The following is a 19077-nucleotide window of genomic DNA, read 5'->3' on the forward strand; positions in this document are numbered from 1 at the left end:
TAAAGAAATCCCCCTTTCCGGTCAGGAGGAAAGGGGGATTTCTTTATATTCTTTTTCTCCGCGTGTCACTTTCACTTGCCCGTGGGTCCAGTTGGTGACTTGTTGGATGAAGTCCTCTTCTTCCCCAACCGGGATCCACACCGGCCAAGACACCACCTCCTGATAGAGGGGTGTTTCCAAAAAGTAATCGGTTTGGCGGAATTCATGTTCCATTTTTCCCATAAAATGATAATCAAACGTAAAGGTGATTTTTTGGTGTAATTGGCAGCGGATGATCCCGGCTGCTTCAATTGCCGCGGAAGCCCCCTGGCTGTAAGCGCGTACGAGCCCGCCCGCTCCCAATTTAATTCCCCCGAAATAACGGGTTACAACAATGGCGGTTTTGACCAGCTTTTTGGCATGGATCACTTCCAGTATCGGACGTCCGGCGGTCCCGGCCGGTTCCCCGTCATCGGAGGATTTTTGAATGGTGTCGGACACCAGGTATGCATAACAGTTGTGTGTGGCATCCCAATGTTGTTTGCTGATTTTCTGGACGAATTGTTGCGCTTCTTCCTCCGTAGAAACCCGTTTGGCCCTGCAAATAAAGCGCGATTTCTGAATGACGATTTCCGTTTCCCCTTGAGGTCCGACGGTTAAATACTGTTTCTCAGACATCGTTTCACCTTCTTCCCTACTATCTTAATGAAAACGGCGGGGAAATACCAGCGGTTTGCCGGGGAATTCGATGGTAAAACGGAAAAGTGACGGCTTAATAGCTGCCGTCACTTTCTGTATCACCGTCATATGAATTGGTGTTTTCGGTATCCGACATGTCATCATCCGTTCCGGAGCCGGAGTCACCGTCTGTCTCCCCATTTTCAAGCGGAGGCAATTCCAATTGTTCCCGCAGGGCTTGTCGAATTTTTTTGCGGTCTTTTTCAGGCCAGATCAACACCGCACCTGCCCCTTTGATATTTTCGGGGTAGGTTTCAATATGCAGGGTTTCAATATTGCTCTTCGGTATTTTGGTGTAGATGTTCACCAATGCCGGGAAGTTGTCCAATTCAAGACTGTGTTCGAAGTTCTCGCCCACTGCATTCATCAGGTCGGAGAATTTGCCGACTCCTTTGAAACTGGCGATTTTGTCAATCAATTTGGCAACCACTTCTTGTTGCCGTTCGTTGCGGCCCAAATCCCCGCGGGGATCCTGCTTGCGCATCCTTACATAGGCCAGGGCTTCAGATCCGTTCAGTTTGGCCGGTCCCGGCTCAAAGTAAACCGTCTTGCCGCCGATGGCTTTTTGGTGGAACGCAAACGGTACATCCACTTCCACTCCGCCCAAGGCATCGACAATGTCTTCAAATCCTTGGAAGTTGATTCGTGCGTAATGATCGATGGGGACATGCAACAGATTTTCCAAAGTTTTACGGATATTTTCAACTTGCCCGACATCTTTCTTATATCCCCAATAAGCGGCGGCATTTAATTTTGTTTTTAAACCATCCGTGTTGGCGATCTCTGTATAGGTATCCCGGGGGATACTCAGGACTTTGGCCGTGTGTTTTTTTGGGTTGACGGCAACCAGAATCATGGTGTCCGCCCGCCAAACCGGATCCGAACGTTTCCGTTGGTCGGTTCCGAGAAGTAAAATGGTGAAGGGGTCGGATTCCATTTCCACTTGTTTATCCCGTAAATCGGATTTTCCGATATCGTTTTTCGTATTGGCAAAGACTCCCCATATTTCGGATCCTAAATAAAGACCGACACCTAAAAGAAGGATGAAGGCCAAAGAGATGGAACGGATGATCCATTTTTTCCGCTGGTTTTTTTTAACCCGATTTAATCGGCTTTGTTCTACTCTTCTCATCGAAATCCCCACTCGCGCTAAATGTTTTCATTCAATGGTAACATCGTGGTTTGGATTGGATCAAGTAAAGACCGGTTGGCAATGATCAAATTCACTGAAAATTAATATTTAGGAAAGAAAACATCAAATAGTGATTAAACAGATAATATTGACGCTTTGTTGAAATCTTTTTGAACCGGGAAGAAAGGCTCCCGTACAAACCATGGATCAAAATGGAAACAGAATTGAATGGAATCCTTTAAAGAGATTTACATATGTAGACGTAATCCGGTCAGGATGGTTGCGTAAAAATTTGTCGATTTTGAGAAAACGATGAAACGATGGGAACGGCGAAACGGACCTTTTCATCAGAATGGAGGAGTTTAGAAAAATCCGGAATAGCTTTCTTCAAAAATTGGAAAGCTGTGGAGTGTCAAGGAGTCCCCTTCTGTTTCCGCTTTCCCGACGTGTCTGAGACACTGTAATTCTTTCAAAAGAGCGGTGCAAAAGGTAGAGAAGCTTCAATAAAGAAAAAGAAAGATTCTATCTACAATTATTTATTTTATATAATAAATTCGTATGAATCTACAATCCAGCTTTATGTTTTTTGAAAATAATCGTACTTTTGGTGATTGACATGATAAATCGAAAGAGGGCCGTGGGGCTGTTTTTCCTGTTTTTTGTGTTTATTTTGTTGCTTTCAGCTGTAACCTTACCGATGATGTCCACCCCCGGATCGCTGATTGCAAGCCGCAAGTGGGTGGTGAAGTGGCGTCAGCCGGCCCCTTCTTCTTTCTGGATGGAAGCAGAGCTTTTGGAAGAAGGGGGAGAAGGTTTATATTTGGTGCAGACCAAACCGGGAACGGATGAAGAACGGTGGGTTGAAACGTGGAAAGAAGATCCGGGAATCGAATTCATCGGTCCCGATATCCGGTATGAACTGGGGAAAGAAAAAAACCGGAGACGTTCCCGGGTGGCGTTTGGCAAAAATTATTATTTGCAACAAATCCGTATCCCGAAGGCTTGGGATTATTTCCGAAAAAAGGCGGATCCCGACAAAATAAAGCCGGTGACGGTGGCGGTGGTGGATACCGGAGTCGATTTGTCCCATCCGGTACTCAAACCTTTTCTGACCGAAGGGGTGAACGTGAAAAATCCCGATCTTCCCCCGCAGGATCATTTCGGGCACGGAACCAAAGTGGCCGGGGTTATTGCTTCCACTTGGGGGGCCAGAGAGGGGAAGCCGGTTGGAAAGGGCAGGATCATGCCGGTCAAAGTGATGGAAAACGACGGGGATGGTGAAATTTTCTACACTGTGAAAGGAATCCGCGAAGCCATCCAAAGAGGTGCTGACATCATTGTATTGTCACAAGGGAGTTGGACTTATTCCAAGTTGATGGAGGACGCAGTGGAGGAAGCCGAAAGCCGGGGCGTGCTGGTGGTTGCGGCGGCGGGGAATGCGGAATTCGATGAAAAAGGGGAGCTTTTGTTCAGTCAACCTTTGTATTATCCGGCGGCATTCCCTTCGGTTTTGTCCGTGGGTGCCACGGATTTTCAAGGGAAACATGAGCCCTTTTCCAATACCGGTTTGGGTTTGGATATCGTGGCGCCCGGTGACATGATATATACCACGTCCAATGGACAGGATTATGCTTTTGATTCGGGAACATCCTTTTCCACACCGCAAGTTGCCGGAGTGGCGGCTTTGGTCTGGCAGCTTCGTCCCGATTACACGCCCGGGGACATCCGCATGTTGCTCCGGCAAACGGCTTCTTCTTCGCCGCATTGGAATGAAAAAACCGGGTTTGGGATGTTGGATGCGGATCGTGCGCTTCGGTCCCCGCTTGACTCCGATATTGGCGAACCAAATGACAGTGAACAAACAGCAACGCCTTTTTTTCTTTCCCAAGAAATCCGTCTGGTTCTGCAAAAAGGGGATCCGGATTGGTATGTCTTGGATTTAAACAAGGCCGGCCGGCTGCAAATTGATGTAGAAGTGCTCGATGGCCCGGGGAAGGATGTTATTTTGTCAATTATCCAGTCAACGACCGGTCAAACCCGTTCCCGTTCCCTTTTGGCCCAATCAGGCAAACAACGGATCATCACGCCGGTCTCCCAAGGGAAGATCTTGTTGAAATGGTCGGTGTCCCAAGCATCCAAACAAGAGGTTGCCTTGCGGTTTCATGCCGCTTATTTGCCGGAAGAGGATGAGTATGAAGCGAATGATTTGTTGTCCCAAGCCGCTTTGCTGCCTCTTTCGGAAACCAAAAACACATTTTCTGCAACCATTTCCCGTCCCGGCGATGCCGACTGGTACCAATTGTTGATTCCGAAAGAAGGAAGGCTGGTGGTGCAAGTTCAACCCCTGACCCCGCGTTTTGATCCGGTGATCTTTAAAATCCGGCAGGATGATTGGGATAAGATGCGACAAGATGAAGAGAGGGAAGGAAGAACCGAAACTTTGTCACTGGATGTGAAACCGGGGCCGTTTTATTTTCGCGTGACGGACTATGCAGGAAATTTGATTGAGGATCCGTATCATTTAATCGTTTCTTTTGAACCAAAGTGACAAGCGTATGCGTCAAAATGTGGAAGAAAAGAATACGGTTGTAATTCACGAATGATTAGGTTATTCTAATGTTAAATAAAAATAGGGGTTTTATGTATCTGGGTATCGAGGATTACGAAACAATAAAGCCTTTCCTCGAAGGAAGGGCTTTTTCTGTTTGCAGTTTCAGGGTAGATAGGGGGAGAATGAATGTCAGCAACAAAACGCAGCCTTTTCACCTCTGAATCCGTCACGGTAGGTCACCCGGACAAAATTTGCGATCAGATTTCCGATGCCATTTTGGATGCCATTTTGGAAAAAGATCCTAATGCGCGGGTTGCTTGCGAAACTTCAGTGACAACCGGTTTGGTGTTGGTCAGTGGTGAGATTACAACTTCTTGCTATGTCGATATTCCCAAAATTGTTCGCCAAACGATCAAAGATATCGGCTATACCCGGGCAAAATACGGTTTCGATTCCGAAACATGCGCTGTGCTCACCTCCATTGACGAGCAGTCGCCCGATATTGCCATGGGTGTCGATGTCGCCCTTGAAAAACGGGAAGGTTCCATGACCGAGGAAGAAATTGAAGCCATTGGGGCCGGCGACCAAGGGATCATGTTCGGGTTTGCCTGCAATGAAACGGAAGAATTGATGCCGCTGCCCATTTCGCTGGCACACAAACTGGCCCGTCGCTTGCATGAAGTCCGGGTGGATGGCACGCTTCCATACCTTCGTCCGGATGGAAAAACGCAAGTGACGATTGAGTATGAGGATGATAAACCGGTCTGGATCGATACCATTGTTGTATCCACACAACATGCGGATCATGTTTCATTGGAACAGATTAAGAAAGATCTGATGGAACATGTGATTCTTCCGGTTGTTCCGGGTGAAATGTTTGATGAGCGAACCAAAACCTTCATCAATCCGACCGGTCGTTTTGTCATCGGGGGTCCGCAAGGGGACGCCGGCCTGACGGGACGGAAGATTATCGTGGATACTTACGGCGGATATGCCCGGCACGGCGGCGGGGCATTTTCCGGTAAAGACCCGACAAAAGTGGACCGTTCCGGAGCTTATGCAGCACGTTACGTGGCGAAAAACATCGTTGCCGCCGGACTCGCCGACAAATGTGAAGTACAGCTGGCTTATGCCATCGGGGTGGCCCGTCCGGTTTCCATTCGTGTGGACACCTTCGGCACGGGAAAAGTGGATGAAGAAACGCTGGTGAAACTGGTGGAAAAACATTTCGACCTGCGCCCGGCCGGCATTATCCGGCAGCTTGATTTGCGTCGCCCGATTTACCGGCAGACAGCTGCATACGGCCATTTCGGGCGGAACGATGTCGACTTGCCTTGGGAGCGCACCGACCTGGCGGATGTGTTGAAGAAAGAAGCCGGATTATGATAAAGAATGGAAAAGAGTTTGTGACCGTCAGGCGCAAACTCTTTTCTTTATGGATTTTAAAAAACCGGCCGCTTTGGCTGTTTGGTTCCTGCATACAAGGAAACGTTCGGCCGGTGATGAAAAAGATGTGCGTTCTCTTTTGAAGTGAAGGATTGTCTTTAAATGATGGACATCTTATTTCATCTTGATTTTATTCATGGTAAAATTTAAATAGAGGCAATATTGCGAGAAAGAGGCGATTTCCTTGGAGAAACAGCGGGCTGAAGTAGAAGAAAATACGGAAATTTCACAACATCCTTCTCCGATCCGGATCATGATTGCCGATCAGGACACCCGATTTCGTGACCGGCTTAAAGAGGCCTTAAAGCGGGAAAGCGATATGCTGCTCGTTGGCGAAACATCCGAAGGGAACGAGGTTCCTTTGGCCTGTGGAACATTGAACCCGCATGTTGTCGTCATGAATTTATATTTGCCGCGGGTGGACGGAGTGGAGGTCACCTACCGGCTTTGGAAAATGAGCCCGCAGACAAAAATTATGATTTTATCCGATCACGCCGATCCCTATGTGTTGGAAACGATTCGTTCCGGAGCGTCCGGTTTCCTGTTGAAAGATACCGAAATCCGGACGATGGTCGATGCGATCCGTGTCATTGCCCACGGAGGCGTCTATATCCATCCCGTCATGATGGGAAGTCTGGTCAATGAATTTCGCAGATTGAGCCGTATGGAAGGGGCGATTTATTATCATTACATGACCGTCCCCAAGGTCTCTTGGAGAGAAGTTTTGACCGAAAGGGAAATGGAAGTTTTAAGACTATTGGCACAGGGAAAAAATAACCGGACGATCAGTGAGCATCTGTACATCAGCGAAAAGACGGTAAAAAACCATGTGAGTAATATTTTGTATAAATTGAATGTACAGGATCGGACGCAAGCGGTGTTGATGGCGATGAGATACGGATGGGTTCAATTGATATGACGAATATCCCGGCAATGGTCACAGTCCCTGCCTTTTTGCCATACGATGCTTTTTGAGGAGGGGCGTTTTGTATGGGAGAGTGGATTTTGTGGAGCGTTTTTTTGTACATTGCCCTCTATTTCCTGGTAAAGGGTCTTTCCCGCTATTTGGGCAACTATTACCATAACAAAGCCGTTCATCTGGTGATCATTACAAAAAACAGCCAACACGAAGTCGAGTGGATGATCCGTTCTTATTATGCATGGAACGGTTCACAGGGAAAGCCGGGGCAAATCACTTGCCTGGATGCCGGTTCCAAGGATGACACCCTGTTCATTTTAAACCGGTTGAAACAACGTTATCCCACATTGGAAGTGATTCGGCTTCATTCCGGTTTCGATGAAGATGAAGCGGTTTATCGCTGGCTTCAATCCCAAGAGAAAAACAGCGGAAAACTGATTGTGATGGACTTGAGAGAGGTGGATTCGTCGGATAAATCTGAAAAAGGATCCGCTTGATTTGATCAGGCCTTGATCCGGCCTGATTCATTTTTGGGAAGTGATGGAGTTGGAAATTTATTTTTATCGTCTGGAAGGGGAAAAACAGGGGCGGTTCAGCCTGGCAGTGGAAGTGGATTTCTGGTATTGGAAGAAGCGGGGGAAGACATTGGCGGAGGTGCATTGGACCCGTTCGATCCGGGAAGCCTGGTCCTTGGCCCGGGGAAGGAAAGAAAAATCACCGGAACCCGTTACCATGCCTGTTGGACATGAACTTCCGGCATGGATGGATCAAGCGGGCCGGCTCTTTCCGGTTCTTGCCGGGAGAGCGTTGTTGTGGCAGGAAGTCCAAAACCTGGTGGAGAAACATATGTCGGGCATGGATTTGAAAACGATAAAAAGAGCCTTGCAAATCCTGATCCTGGAACAAAAATGTCAATTGAAACCGGGCGTGATCAAGCTGGGTTCGGTACGCAGATGGCGTTGTGAACGATGCCGTCATCAGGGGGAGGAAATCAAAGCGACGGTCTGTTCGTCATGCGGCGGCGAGTGTGCGGTTTGTGAACATTGCCTTTTGATGGGGCGCAGCCGTGCTTGCACCCCTTTTTTCTTGTTTGAACCGGAGGCAAATCAACCGGCAAAACCCGCATGCAAGGATCCGGCGTTTTCTTTGACCTTGAACCAGCAACGGGCTTCTTCCCGGATCGAAACCCTTCTTGAGAATCAGGAAAAAAAGGTATTGGTCTGGGCTGTCACCGGAGCCGGCAAGACCGAAATCATGTTTCCGGTGATTCAAAAATGGCTGGATCGCGGGAAAAGGATATTATGGGCGACGCCGCGCAAAGATGTCGTGTTGGAGTTGTACCCCCGGATGCGGGAATTTTTCCCGGCAACGGTTGCTTTGTACGGGGGATCCCCGCACCGGTGGCTTTCTTCCCCGCTTGTGCTGGCCACTTGCCATCAAATGTGGCGGTATCATCATGCGTTTGATTTGATGATCATTGATGAGGTGGATGCTTTTCCACTTGATGGCGATCCTGCGTTGGAAAGCGGATTGCACCGGGCGATGGCCCCGGATGGGCAACAAGTCTTGTTAACCGCAACACCGCCGGTTTATTGGCAGGACTCCGTCAAAAGAGGTCGTCTGGCCGCTGTGATGTTGCCGGCCCGGTATCATGGATGTCCACTTCCGCTTCCAAAGCTGTTTCTGGAGAGCCGGTTATGGACGAAAATCAGCAAAGGGAAACCGGTTGCCGTCTTGACCCGTTTTTTGCAACAACTGGATGAATGCCGGGGACAAGCTCTCATTTTTGTGCCCAGGGTTCGGGATGTCCGCTTGGTGCTTTTATGGTTAAAGAAAAATGCCCCTTCCTGTTTTGCCAGAGCCGGGGGCGTTCATGCCCGCGATCCTTTTCGTGAGCAAAAGATCCGGGAATTCCGCGAAGGAAAGTGGATCGTTTTGGTGACCACCACCATTTTGGAACGGGGCGTGACCGTTCCGCGTTGCCATGTGCTCGTCATGGGAGGAGATCATCCGGTTTTTGACGAAGCAACCCTCGTGCAAATCGCCGGCCGCGTCGGGAGAAATGCCGGGTACCAAAAGGGAGTGGTTTGGTTTTTGTCAGAGGAAAAAAACATGGCACAGAAACAAGCATTGAAAAAAATAAAGTGGCTGAATCATTTTGCTGAAAAAGAAGGATTTTGCTGAAAAAGGAGCGTATAATCAGAGGTGAAGTGGTGGTCATCTTTGTTTCCGGCTTTTCGTACTTGCTGGTTTTGCTCGTCTCCTGTGCAAAGGGAACTCCCCGTATCTGTATCGGATCATATCTGCCCGGTTTGTCTGGAGCAAGCGGAAGTGCTTCAAAAACCGTATTGTTCCATTTGCATGAGCCCCGGGGTATTCAACAGAAAGATTTGCGAAGATTGTCTGCGAATCCCCCCCGGTGAACGGGTCGTAAATCGCAGCGCTGTTTCCTATTCCCCTTTGGTCCGGGAATGGATGTGGACATTCAAATATGGCGGCAAGGAAAGCTTGGCGGTGCCGATGGGAAAGTGGATGGCGGAAGTGATCCGGGAACACTACGGGAGAAAAGCCGTTTCGGTGATCACTTATGTTCCGATGCATGGCGAAAGGCAAAAACAGCGAGGCTTTAATCAAGCGGAACGATTGGCTTTGACCATCGGGAAAAAATTGTGGATCCCGGTACATCCTTTATTGAAACGAGTAAAGGAAACCACTCCGCAAAGCAGGCGTACTCGCCGTGAGCGGCTTCATTCCATAAATGGCGTTTTTCAGTTGGCGGATCAAAGGCAAGCGCAAAAGGGCCGGAAACGGTCGGTATTGATCGTGGATGATGTTTACACCACCGGCGCCACGGTCAGAGAGTGTGCAAAAGTTTTGCGGAATGCGGGATTTCAAGAAGTTTTCTCTGTTACATTTGCCAGATAAAGTATTAGAATAGAAAAAAGTGGTCAACTCTTGTAGATAGCAATGTAAATCAAGTAATCATGAAGGAGCGTTGAAAAATGAACAAAACGGAATTAGTGGAAAAAGTAGCTGAAAAAACGGGCAAAACGAAGAAAGAGGCAGGAATGATCGTCGACAGCGTTTTGCAAACCATTTCGGAAGCATTGAAAAACGGAGATAAAGTCACACTGATCGGATTTGGAAACTTTGAAGTCCGTGAATATGCGGCACGCAAAGGAAGAAACCCGCAAACCGGAGAAGAAATGTTTATCGAAGCAAGAAAAGCCCCGGCTTTTAAACCCGGAAAACAATTGAAAGAACTGATCAATCAGTAATCCGTCCCTACGGAATCACCTGAGGCGCTGAGCCCCGGGTGATTTTTTTTATTTCCGCCTTCCTGAATTTGCATTCATGCCAGGATTGAATAAATATACATAAATATGTATAATTAAATCGAATCTTTTCAAAGGAAATGATTAAATTTTATACGTTTTTAGCGGATAAAGGGTTTGGGAAGGGGTGTGGGAAAATGCGCTTTTGCATGATTATACTTTCTTTGGTTTCTTCTTTGTTTCTATTGGCCGGTTGCGGCAGTCCGGCTGAAAAAGAAAATGACATCAAAGTGGGAACCAATGCTGAATTTCCTCCGTTTGAAAAGTTGGAAGGGAACGGGAAGATCACCGGTTTTGATGCTGAAATTTTGTCGGCTGTGGCCGAAGCGGAAAACCTTTCATTGGACTTTCAACATGTCGGCTGGGATGTCATGTTAAACGGTGTGGCAAGAGGCCGGTTGGATGCAGGGATCTCTGCAATCACCATCACAAAGGAGCGCCAAAAGATTTATGATTTTACGGAACCTTACTTTGAAGCGAAACAAGTGATTTTGGTTCCGTCGGCTTCCCAGGTCAAAACATTGAAAGATTTAGAAGGGAAAAAGATCGGGGTGCAATCGTCCACAACCGGGGAACAAGTGGTGCAAAAAGCATTTGGAAACACTTATCCGGGATTGAAACGGTATGACGTGATTTCTTCAGCGGTGGAAGATTTGAAGCTCGGCCGCATTGATGCGGTGGTGGTGGATGAAGCGGTGAATGCGGAATATCTCAAAAAGCTGGGAAAAAGTCAATTCAAAACGGTTCAAGATCCGTCGATGCCGTCGGAATCTTACGGGATGATTGTGAAAAAAGGAAACCGGGAATTGTTGAACCAGTTGAATGCCGGGCTGAAAAAGATTAAACAAAACGGAACTTATGACAAAATTTATGCCAAATATTTTGGGGATAAGTGAAATAAATCTGTGGATAACTTGTGGGTAAGTTGTGAAAAGAGCCTGTTTTTAATTTTGTGGATAATGTGGATAACTATGTGAATAACTGTGGACAGGGAGAAGGAGACTGTGGATAAATGATGGATTGGGATTGGTCGGTTGTCATAGAATATAAAGATTTATTTATCCAGGGGTTGATCACGACCATCGAATTAACCACGGTGGCGGTGGCCATTGGATTGGTGATCGGGGTTTTGCTGGGGATGATGTTGATTTCCACGAAGAAATGGCTCAAGATTCCTGCCAGGGTTTATGTCCATCTGTTTCGCGGAACCCCGCTTTTTTTGCAGATTTTGTTTTTCCATTTTGCCGTTTTGCCCACGTTGGCGGAAATGTTTTTCATGGATCCGCCCGAAGCCGTCATTTCCGGATTCGTTGCTTTTTCCATGAATGCCGGAGCTTATATTGCGGAGATTTTTCGCGGCGGCATTCAGTCTGTGGATAAAGGGCAGTTGGAGGCGGCCCGTTCGCTGGGCATGACTTATCCACAAGCGATGCGGTTTGTGGTGTTGCCTCAGGCGTTTAAAAATATGTTGCCGCCGCTCGGAAATGAAATGATCACCCTTTTAAAAGACACCTCCTTGGTGACCGTGATTGCCGTCAATGATATTACGTATGCGGCATTCGTGACGGCCAAAAACACATTTGTCCGTTGGACCCCTTACATCACGGCCGGATTGGTGTACCTCGTGTTGACAACGCTTCTGACGCAATGGGTTTCTTATTTGGAAAAACGGTTTCGGACAAGCAAACGTTAATCCGTGGCACAAAAAAATTTATGATCGGTTCGTTTGCGCCGTTTCAAAGGCATGCATGTGATGCCTGACGGACTTCAACGGATAAGGGATGATGACAGGATGATCCGGACAGAAAAACTGGATAAATTTTATGGTCAGTATCATGTATTAAAAGAGATTGATTTGGAGATAAATGAAAAAGAACTTGTTTGTGTCATTGGTCCGAGCGGATCAGGCAAAAGCACGTTGTTGCGCTGTTTGAACCGGCTTGAAACCATTACTTCAGGCAAGTTGATTGTAAACGGACAAGATTTGACGCATCCCGGTACCGATGTGAACCGGGTGAGGGCTGAAGTGGGGATGGTGTTTCAGCATTTTGAGCTGTTTCCTCACCTGAGTGTGTTGGAAAACATCACTTTGGCTCCGATTCGTGTCCGGAAGATGAAAAAAGAAGAAATCGAGCCGAAAGCTTATGCGTTATTGGACAAAGTCGGATTAAAGGAAAAAGCGGGGAGTTACCCCGGTGAACTGTCAGGAGGGCAAAAACAACGGGTTGCCATTGCCCGGGCATTGGCCATGGAGCCCAAAGTCATGTTGTTTGATGAACCCACTTCCGCCTTGGATCCGGAAATGGTGAAAGAAGTTTTGGAAGTGATGAAAGGCTTGGCCCGTGAAGGGATGACGATGGTCGTCGTCACCCATGAGATGGGATTTGCCCGTGAAGTCAGCGACCGCATCGTCTTTATGGACGAAGGAAGAGTCTTGGAGACGGGCAGTCCGGAAGAGATCTTTTTTCATCCCCGGCACGAAAGATTAAAAAATTTTCTCAGCAAGGTTTTATGATTCAAAAAGGGTCTTCTTGACAGTATTTTTAGACAAATGATATAGTTAAATGGCGTAAGATGTATGTCTTGTGCAATCTGATTGAAGAAGGGAATGTATTTTTCATGCAAGGCAAAGTCAAGTGGTTCAACGCGGAGAAAGGTTACGGCTTCATCGAGCGTGAAGGCGGGGACGATGTGTTTGTCCATTATTCCGCGATTGAAATGGAAGGATTTAAAACATTGGAAGAAGGTCAATTGGTTGAATTTGAAATCGTGGAGGGTTCGCGTGGACCACAGGCTGCGAACGTTGTTAAATTAGGTTAACGTTTTATAAAATCGAAAATAAAGCTCCCTCGAGGTTTCCTCCGGGGAGCTTTTGTGTTTTCTGTGGCATGCGGCCGGATCTTTTCGAAAATTAAAAACATCCAATATTTACCTTATATTAATTGTAACAAATACTGGAGGAATTTTTTAAAAATCAGGGAATAGATAAAGTACAAAGCGGAAGGAGGATTTCCCCATGAAATGTATCGTTCGCGGTCACAACTTACAAGTTACAGACGCTTTGAGAGACTTTATCGAACGTAAGTTGAGCAAGTTGGAAAGGTACTTTGATCATTCCGCTGAAATCGAGGCACAAGTTTCCCTGAATGTTTTAAAAGATATGCACAAAGTCGAAGTGACGATCCCGTTTCCGGGACTTTTGGTCCGGGCCGAAGAACTGAGTGAAGATATGTATGCCTCTGTGGATCTGGTAATGGAAAAACTGGAAAGACAGATCCGGAAATACAAAACCAAAATCAACCGGCGTTCCCGCCGCGAGTCAGGCTTTCGTAACATGTTAAAAGAAAACGCTTTAGAAAAGGGAACCACCATGACCGCATTGACCGATGAAGAAGAAGGAGACGATGAAATCGTCCGGGTGAAAAGGTTTCAGTTGAAACCGATGGACACCGAAGAAGCGATTTTGCAAATGGAGCTGTTGGGACACAATTTCTTCGTCTATACCAATGCAGTCACGGATGAAATAAATGTGATCTATCGCCGAAAAGATGGAAAGGTCGGCTTGATTGAACCCGAATAAAAATCCAAACTGCGAAATCATCCCCCCTTGCTTGGGGGGATTGTTGCTTTTATGATGTTTTTTATAAAAGAAGATTGAACTTGGACCATGCTGTGATATGATAACTTCATATTCCATGGGATCTCCCAAATTTCAGAGCACGCAGGGGGTTTATCCAATGAAAGTCTTGACAGTGGTTGGAGCAAGACCGCAATTTATCAAAGCAGCACCGGTTTCCCGTGTGATTCGTCGTCATGCCGAAGAAATTCTTGTACATACCGGTCAGCATTATGATCAGTCCATGTCGGATGTATTTTTTGATGAATTACATATTCCCGTGCCCGAATACCATTTGCATGTCGGTTCCAAATCGCATGGCCGGCAGACTGGTGAAATGCTGGGCAAAATCGAGGAAGTCCTTTTGTCTGAAAAGCCGGATTGCGTTTTGGTTTACGGAGACACCAATTCCACCCTGGCCGGGGCGCTGGCGGCTGCCAAGCTTCATATTCCGGTTGCTCATGTGGAAGCAGGGCTGAGAAGTTTTAACAAACGGATGCCGGAAGAGGTTAACCGGGTATTGACCGACCATGTTTCCAAATGGTTGTTTTGTCCCACGAAAACGGCGGTCAACCATTTGAAAACGGAAGGGATCACCGAAGGTGTCCATTTGATCGGCGATGTGATGTTGGATGCCGTGCTTTACAACCGCCGTCTGGCGGAAGAAAAAGCCGGTGCGCTCGAAAAACTCGGATTGGAACCCGGAAGCTATATTTTGATCACTTTGCACCGGGCGGAAAACACGGATGATCCCAAAAGGTTGCATGAAATTGTAAAAGCGATCAATGAATTGCCGGTGCCGGCGGTTCTCCCGCTTCACCCGAGAACGCGCGGAAAACTGAAAGAGTATGGTTTTGCCATTCAAAACGACCGCGTCCAATGCATTGAACCTGTCGGCTATCTGGATATGTTGCAGCTGGAAGTCAATGCGAAGAAAATTTTAACCGATTCGGGAGGCGTCCAAAAAGAAGCCATGTTTGCAAGGGTTCCCTGCATTACCATGCGCGATGAGACGGAATGGACCGAGACCGTTGAACTGGGAGCCAATCGATTGGTTGGTGCGGACTCCCGCAAGATTTTGGAAGCCGTTGAACAATTCGAAGTGGACTTTGACCAGGTGGAACCGGTTTTCGGAGACGGACATGCGGCGGAGAAAATTTTGGAACAGTTGGGCAAAGATATAGGATAAAGAAGGGATGAAGCCAGTTCTGAAAAAGGAACTGGCTCTTTTTATCAACGGTTTTAATCTTGACTATTTTGCGAAAAGGAATCGAAAGGATACCCAACGCAGAATGATTATGTTACATTGACGATAGTTTATTTCAGACTTTGTAATACAATGACGTTTATATTACAAAAGGAATTGATTTCCTTTTTTCATAAATTAAAAAAGTGAGAAACAAGGAAGTGAAGATCGTGCGGATATGGTTAGCGAATCATTATGCAGTTCCACCGAATATTGCAGGCATAACCCGCCACTATGAGCTGGCAAGAGAGTGGGCGGATGGCGAAGGGGCGGAAGTGACTCTGTTTTTGTCCAAGTTTGTGCACCCCCGCCGGACATTTATCACGGAGGAAGAAAAACGAAACATTGAACCGGTGAAAGGGCTGAACCTGGAGTGGCTGTGGTCCTTCCCGCATAAAACCAACGATTTCAAGCGGATTCTCAATATGGGAAGTTTTGCTTCCATTTTTTTTCTGGCCGGCTTGTTCAAAAAGAAGCCAGATGTGTTGATTGCATCTTCTCCCCATTTGTTCACGGCGTTTGCCGGATGGATGCTTTCAAAAGTAAAGCGTTGTCCGTTTGTTTTGGAAGTGCGTGATTTGTGGCCGGATTCGCTGATAAAAATGGGCGGTTTGAACAATAAATGGGTGGTTCGGATCTTGACTTGGATGGAATCGTTTTTGTATGAAAAAGCCGACCAGATTATCGTGTTGACGGAACATCAGCGCAAATTTATCGCAGACAAAGGGTTTGATCCCGATAAAATCCGGTTGATTCCCAATGGCATTGTGGTCGGCTCCTGGGAACCCGACCCGTCCAAACGGACTGAATTCCGCAGACGGATGGGTGTGAAGGAAGATGAGTTTGTTGCCATTTATACCGGGGCACACGGTCCGGCCAATGCACTGCAACATGTGGTGGAAGCAGGCCGCTATTTAAAACCGGGGGTTTCCATCGTTTTGATCGGAGACGGGCCGGAGAAGGAAAAATTGCTTCGATTAAAAGAAGAAGAAGGCTTGGATAACGTTCATTTGTTGGACCCGGTGCCCAAATCGGAGATCTTTGACTATACCCAGGCGGCTGACTGCGGAATCATTTCTTTGGCTGACAACGAGGTTTTCCGTGGCGCCCGGCCCAACAAATTGTTTGACTACACATTCATCGGCCTGCCGATCGTCACTACCGTTGACGGGGAAGTCCGGGAGATTGTGGAAAAGAATCAAGTCGGTTTCTTTGCGGGAGCGGAAAACCCGGAAGGGTTGGCTGAGGCCATTGAAAAAGTGCGTTCCCTGTCTCCTGAAGAGAGGGAAGCCATCCGGAAGCGGGGACGCGAATATATTGACCGGGAAGGGGACCGCAAGAAACTGGCCCGTCGTTTCTACGGATTCTTAAAAGAGCTGGTGAAGTAAAGCGCATACGCCGGATGTTTTTTTACTCTCCCCGGCGGTGAAAGCCAAATGAAAAAGGGGAAAAAATTTGTTAAACTATACAATATGGATTTGTTTGGATTTCGGCGAATATCTAATCCAGCTCAAGGTAGGAGATGATGAAGGTTGTTAAAAACCCTTCGCAAACTGTTTGACAATCAGGAAAGGCAACTGAAAAAGTTTTTTCAGATTGCCGATCAGATTGATGCTTTGGAACCGGATATGCAAAAACTGACCGATGCCCAATTGAGAGAGAAAACGGATGAGTTTAAACGGCGTCTCAAGGAAGGAGAAACATTGGACGACCTCCTGCCGGAGGCGTTTGCCGTGGTTCGCGAAGCCGCGCGCCGTGTCTTAAACATGCGTCATTTCCGTGTGCAGTTGGTCGGTGGAATGGTGCTTCATCAGGGCGATATTGCCGAGATGAAGACCGGGGAAGGAAAAACGCTCGTCTCCACGCTTCCTGCTTATTTGAATGCTTTGACGGAAAAAGGCGTTCATATTGTCACCGTGAATGATTACCTGGCCAAACGGGACCGTGAATGGATGGGGCAGGTGTTTGAATTTTTGGGCCTCACCGTCGGGCTGAATCTGCCGCACATGTCACCGGAAGAGAAGAGAGCCGCCTATCAGGCGGATATTACTTTTGGGACAAACAATGAATTCGGATTTGATTATTTGCGGGACAATATGGTGATGTATCCGGAGCAGTTGACGCAACGGGAACTGAATTATGCCATCATCGACGAGGTCGACAGCATTTTGATCGACGAAGCGAGAACGCCTTTGATTATCAGCGGGCAAGCCAATAAGGCCACCGATTTGTATTACGCGGCGGACAAAGTGGTGCGCCGCCTGAAACCGGAAGAGGACTTTACGGTGGATATCAAAACGAAGCAAGTGACGTTAACCGAAGACGGCGTGAAGAAAGTGGAGAACTTCCTCGGGATTGACAACCTTTATGACATGAAGCACATCATGTTGAACCACCACATTCAGCAAGCATTGAAAGCCCATGTTCTCATGAAACGGGACGAAGATTACGTGGTGAATGAAGACGGCGTGGTCATCGTGGATGAATTTACCGGCCGCTTGATGTACGGAAGGCGTTACAGTGACGGCCTGCACCAGGCGATTGAGGCCAAAGAAGGTTTGCAAGTTCAACGGGAGAGCATGACCCTGGCCACCATCACTTTGCAAAACTATTTCCGGATGTATGAAAAATTGTCGGGAATGACCGGTACGGCCAAAACCGAAGAAGAAGAGTTCCGCAAAATCTATAACATGGATGTTTTGCAAATTCCGACCAACCGTCCGATGATCCGGGAAGATTATTCTGATGTGCTGTACAAAACGGAAGAGGCGAAAATGAAGGCCGTGGTGGAGGAAATTGAACAATGCCACCAAAAAGGCCAGCCGGTGTTGGTGGGAACGGTGTCCATCGAAAAATCAGAGCGATTGTCCCGGATGTTGAAGCGAAAAGGGATTCCCCATCAAGTGCTGAATGCGAAAAACCATGAACGGGAAGCAGAAATCATTGCACAGGCCGGGCAAAAAGGAGCCGTCACCATTGCCACCAACATGGCCGGGCGCGGAACCGACATTGTTTTGGGAGAAGGTGTTGCCGAGCTGGGTGGTTTGCATGTGATCGGCACGGAACGCCATGAGAGCCGGCGGATTGACAACCAGCTCAGGGGACGTTCCGGACGTCAGGGCGATCCCGGTTCTTCCCGGTTCTTCCTGTCCCTGAATGACGATTTGATGCGCCGTTTTGGAGCGGAAAATCTGGAAGGAATGTTGAATAAACTGCCCGATGACGAACCGATCCGGGGGAAATTGTTTACCAAAGCAGTGGCCAATGCCCAGCGGAAAGTGGAGGCGAACAACTTCGATGCGCGCCGGTGGGTTTTGCAATATGACGATGTGTTGAACCAGCAACGGGAAATCATTTATAAACAACGCCGTGAAGTTTTAACCAGCCAGGATTTAAAAGATGTCGTTCTCGGCATGGCCAAATCAACCATCGAAAAAGTGGTTAAGGCCCATACGGCCGATGAACTGGAGGAAGAATGGGATTTGGATGCCATTGTTGATTTCGTCGAATCCAATCTGCTCCCGGAAGAAAGGATCTCCATCGATGAGTTGGAAAAATTGGATCCGGAAGAAATGATCGAATATATTTATGACGAAGTCGTAAGATATTATGAAGAGCGCAAGGAGGAAATGGGCGAAGAACGGCTCAATGAATTTGCGAAAGTCGTGACCTTGCGGACGGTTGACCGGAAATGGATGGATCACATTGACGCAATGGAACAATTGCGGCAAGGCATTCATTTGCGGGCGTACGGACAGGACAATCCTCTCCGGGCTTACCAATTTGAAGGTTTTGCCATGTTCGAGGAAATGGTGAGTGAAATACAGGAGGAAGTTGTCCGTTACGTGATGAAATCTGTCATCGACGAAAAAGAAGAAATTGAACGGGAAGAAGTCGCTGTCAACACCAAGGCGGTTTCCGGCCAGGAACAGAGCGAGACGGTATCGAAGAAGCAACCGGTTCGCCGGAGCGAAAAAGTGGGGCGGAATGACCCCTGCCCTTGCGGCAGCGGAAAGAAATACAAAAACTGTTGCTTAAAAAATGAAAAATCTGTTTCGGTTCAATGAAAGAAGCTCAGGGAACCCTGAGCCTTCCCTTTTCCAATCCGTTTTTTT

General features: G+C 47.5%; 17 protein-coding genes. 15 read left to right on the forward strand and 2 right to left on the reverse strand.

The window, feature by feature from the left end; genetic code table 11:
- Positions 1-21: 21 nt before the first annotated feature.
- Entirely contained in the window at positions 22-657 is a 636-nt protein-coding gene (locus FA954_RS02015; protein ID WP_037996736.1) for a YigZ family protein, read from the reverse strand.
- Between the two features lie 94 nt (positions 658-751).
- Positions 752-1849, reverse strand: coding sequence for an LCP family protein (locus FA954_RS02020; RefSeq protein ID WP_049720691.1), 1098 nt, complete (start codon positions 1847-1849; stop codon positions 752-754).
- Positions 1850-2465: 616 nt separating this feature from the next.
- On the opposite strand from FA954_RS02020, the gene FA954_RS02025 reads away from it, so the two are divergent.
- The 15 genes from FA954_RS02025 to secA all read left to right on the forward strand — a co-directional run bounded on the left by FA954_RS02025 (position 2466) and on the right by secA (position 19029).
- Positions 2466-4397 (forward strand): S8 family peptidase, encoded by a 1932-nt coding sequence (locus tag FA954_RS02025; protein ID WP_138614827.1) that lies wholly within the window; start codon positions 2466-2468, stop codon positions 4395-4397.
- A 189-nt stretch (positions 4398-4586) separates the two neighbouring features.
- The gene (gene metK, locus FA954_RS02030; protein ID WP_037996743.1) at positions 4587-5786 is read left to right on the forward strand and encodes a methionine adenosyltransferase; all 1200 of its coding nucleotides are present in this window, start codon (positions 4587-4589) and stop codon (positions 5784-5786) included.
- Between the two features lie 244 nt (positions 5787-6030).
- Positions 6031-6765: a response regulator transcription factor gene (locus FA954_RS02035; RefSeq protein WP_049720688.1), complete on the forward strand. Its 735-nt coding sequence runs from the start codon at positions 6031-6033 to the stop codon at positions 6763-6765.
- Between the two features lie 71 nt (positions 6766-6836).
- The gene (locus FA954_RS02040; protein ID WP_037997684.1) at positions 6837-7262 is read left to right on the forward strand and encodes a glycosyltransferase family 2 protein; all 426 of its coding nucleotides are present in this window, start codon (positions 6837-6839) and stop codon (positions 7260-7262) included.
- A 49-nt stretch (positions 7263-7311) separates the two neighbouring features.
- Positions 7312-8949: an ATP-dependent helicase ComFA gene (locus FA954_RS02045; RefSeq protein WP_175413163.1), complete on the forward strand. Its 1638-nt coding sequence runs from the start codon at positions 7312-7314 to the stop codon at positions 8947-8949.
- Positions 8950-8970: 21 nt separating this feature from the next.
- Entirely contained in the window at positions 8971-9690 is a 720-nt protein-coding gene (locus FA954_RS02050; protein WP_138614828.1) for a ComFC family protein, read from the forward strand.
- A 77-nt stretch (positions 9691-9767) separates the two neighbouring features.
- Positions 9768-10043: an HU family DNA-binding protein gene (locus tag FA954_RS02055; RefSeq protein WP_037997689.1), complete on the forward strand. Its 276-nt coding sequence runs from the start codon at positions 9768-9770 to the stop codon at positions 10041-10043.
- Between the two features lie 194 nt (positions 10044-10237).
- Positions 10238-10996, forward strand: coding sequence for a basic amino acid ABC transporter substrate-binding protein (locus tag FA954_RS02060; RefSeq protein WP_037997692.1), 759 nt, complete (start codon positions 10238-10240; stop codon positions 10994-10996).
- A gap of 116 nt (positions 10997-11112) precedes the next feature.
- Positions 11113-11793 (forward strand): amino acid ABC transporter permease, encoded by a 681-nt coding sequence (locus FA954_RS02065; protein WP_037997694.1) that lies wholly within the window; start codon positions 11113-11115, stop codon positions 11791-11793.
- Between the two features lie 99 nt (positions 11794-11892).
- Positions 11893-12615, forward strand: a complete 723-nt coding sequence (locus FA954_RS02070; RefSeq protein ID WP_037997697.1) for an amino acid ABC transporter ATP-binding protein — start codon at positions 11893-11895, stop codon at positions 12613-12615.
- Between the two features lie 104 nt (positions 12616-12719).
- Positions 12720-12920, forward strand: coding sequence for a cold shock domain-containing protein (locus tag FA954_RS02075; protein ID WP_037997728.1), 201 nt, complete (start codon positions 12720-12722; stop codon positions 12918-12920).
- Positions 12921-13116: 196 nt separating this feature from the next.
- The gene (gene hpf / locus FA954_RS02080; protein WP_037997699.1) at positions 13117-13680 is read left to right on the forward strand and encodes a ribosome hibernation-promoting factor, HPF/YfiA family; all 564 of its coding nucleotides are present in this window, start codon (positions 13117-13119) and stop codon (positions 13678-13680) included.
- A gap of 157 nt (positions 13681-13837) precedes the next feature.
- Positions 13838-14905, forward strand: coding sequence for a non-hydrolyzing UDP-N-acetylglucosamine 2-epimerase (gene wecB / locus FA954_RS02085; protein ID WP_037997700.1), 1068 nt, complete (start codon positions 13838-13840; stop codon positions 14903-14905).
- Positions 14906-15132: 227 nt separating this feature from the next.
- The gene (locus FA954_RS02090) at positions 15133-16350 is read left to right on the forward strand and encodes a glycosyltransferase family 4 protein (RefSeq protein WP_049720683.1); all 1218 of its coding nucleotides are present in this window, start codon (positions 15133-15135) and stop codon (positions 16348-16350) included.
- 144 nt (positions 16351-16494) lie between these two features.
- Entirely contained in the window at positions 16495-19029 is a 2535-nt protein-coding gene (gene secA, locus FA954_RS02095; protein ID WP_037997705.1) for a preprotein translocase subunit SecA, read from the forward strand.
- The last annotated feature ends 48 nt before the right edge of the window (positions 19030-19077 follow it).

Source organism: Thermoactinomyces vulgaris (assembly GCF_005886755.1).
GTDB classification, from domain to species: domain Bacteria; phylum Bacillota; class Bacilli; order Thermoactinomycetales; family Thermoactinomycetaceae; genus Thermoactinomyces; species Thermoactinomyces vulgaris.

Coding starts and splice junctions, on each gene's coding strand:
- FA954_RS02025 (WP_138614827.1), top strand. CDS start 2,466: ATGATAAATCGAAAGAGGGCCGTGGGGCTGTTTTTCCTGTTTTTTGTG.
- metK (WP_037996743.1), top strand. CDS start 4,587: ATGTCAGCAACAAAACGCAGCCTTTTCACCTCTGAATCCGTCACGGTA.
- FA954_RS02015 (WP_037996736.1), bottom strand. CDS start 657: ATGTCTGAGAAACAGTATTTAACCGTCGGACCTCAAGGGGAAACGGAA.
- wecB (WP_037997700.1), top strand. CDS start 13,838: ATGAAAGTCTTGACAGTGGTTGGAGCAAGACCGCAATTTATCAAAGCA.
- FA954_RS02065 (WP_037997694.1), top strand. CDS start 11,113: ATGATGGATTGGGATTGGTCGGTTGTCATAGAATATAAAGATTTATTT.
- FA954_RS02070 (WP_037997697.1), top strand. CDS start 11,893: ATGATCCGGACAGAAAAACTGGATAAATTTTATGGTCAGTATCATGTA.
- hpf (WP_037997699.1), top strand. CDS start 13,117: ATGAAATGTATCGTTCGCGGTCACAACTTACAAGTTACAGACGCTTTG.
- FA954_RS02075 (WP_037997728.1), top strand. CDS start 12,720: ATGCAAGGCAAAGTCAAGTGGTTCAACGCGGAGAAAGGTTACGGCTTC.
- FA954_RS02055 (WP_037997689.1), top strand. CDS start 9,768: ATGAACAAAACGGAATTAGTGGAAAAAGTAGCTGAAAAAACGGGCAAA.
- FA954_RS02020 (WP_049720691.1), bottom strand. CDS start 1,849: ATGAGAAGAGTAGAACAAAGCCGATTAAATCGGGTTAAAAAAAACCAG.
- FA954_RS02060 (WP_037997692.1), top strand. CDS start 10,238: ATGCGCTTTTGCATGATTATACTTTCTTTGGTTTCTTCTTTGTTTCTA.
- FA954_RS02040 (WP_037997684.1), top strand. CDS start 6,837: ATGGGAGAGTGGATTTTGTGGAGCGTTTTTTTGTACATTGCCCTCTAT.